This window comes from Altericroceibacterium spongiae (assembly GCF_003610805.1).
Classification (GTDB): Bacteria; Pseudomonadota; Alphaproteobacteria; order Sphingomonadales; family Sphingomonadaceae; genus Altericroceibacterium; species Altericroceibacterium spongiae.
The window spans coordinates 1-1,088 of sequence record NZ_RAPF01000033.1 but is presented as its reverse complement, the minus strand read 5'-3'; the positions used below and the strand labels follow the sequence as shown (position 1 = coordinate 1,088).

The following is a 1,088-nucleotide window of genomic DNA, read 5'->3' as shown; positions in this document are numbered from 1 at the left end:
CGGCACCTATGACTTCACATCGATGTGGAACCAACTTGGACTCAGTGACCTCCGGCGGTAACAGCCCTCACGCCATTCTTGATATGTTCTCGCTTAGCGTCGTCTGGCGTACTGGCCACGTTATGCCCGCTACTGCGCCCGAGTGGTGTCGGGCCACATCGTCGATCTTCGGAAGTTTGTAGCAAAACCACCTGAATCAATGATTGGGTCAGCCGCCAAGATAACCCACTGATACCACTAAACTTAATTTCGGATCAGACTCTAAGACAACCAAATCCGGTTCAGGCGCATTCGCTTCGATGCCGAATGAAACCAGCCAACCTTCATTCGCAAGTTTGGCAGCGGTGAAGGCGACTTCGGCAAAAGCACCAGGGTCGCCGATATGATGATCACTAGGGCAAACGAGCATTATAGCATCTTCAGACAGACTCAGCGCAGCGAGAGTTATGGCTGCGGCTGGGTTGCGGACGCTCGGCTCGACGATCACACGCGCCTTTCGCCCTTCTTCCTGTGCAAGCTGCGCTTCAACATGCGCGAGATGAGCCTTGCCGGTGGACAACTAAGGGGGAGCGAAACCTTTGGTGGCGGGGCACCTTGCCAGAGGTGCTTTGAAGAGTGTGTTTTTACCAACGAGAGGCAAAAAAGGCTTGGGTTTGCTGGCGCGACTGCGCGACCAAAGCCGCGTACCACTGCCGTCACACAGAATCACGGAAATGATTTTGGACATGCAGGCTCCATAATGCTACGATTACGAAGTAAATAGGCGAATACCCTTATTGTACGTCGAGGGGTGTCCATATTTTCGAATGTTTTGAAGAATAACTAAGCACCATGGATAATCAACCAAACGGGTAGGGTGTCAGCGGTTCCGGTCGTCCAGATGCATGCCGCGCAGCATGGCCTGCTCCACAATCCAGCCACATTGCAGTCTCTAAATAGGACTAAGAATTCATATGCCGCACTAGGGTCTGTGGGGATTCACAAATCAGTATCGCTGTGATTCATGCTTTGGATGGATCGCTTTGTACTGACAGACGCCCAATGGGCGAAGATAGAACCGCACTGCCTTGGTAAGCCGACGGACCCTG

At 52.7% G+C, this 1,088-nt stretch carries 1 pseudogene; it reads right to left on the bottom strand.

The annotated features are described in order from the left end of the window. Positions 1 to 208: 208 nt before the first annotated feature. A pseudogene (locus tag D6851_RS17480) lies at positions 209 to 727 on the bottom strand (sugar phosphate nucleotidyltransferase). Positions 728 to 1,088: the final 361 nt, after the last annotated feature.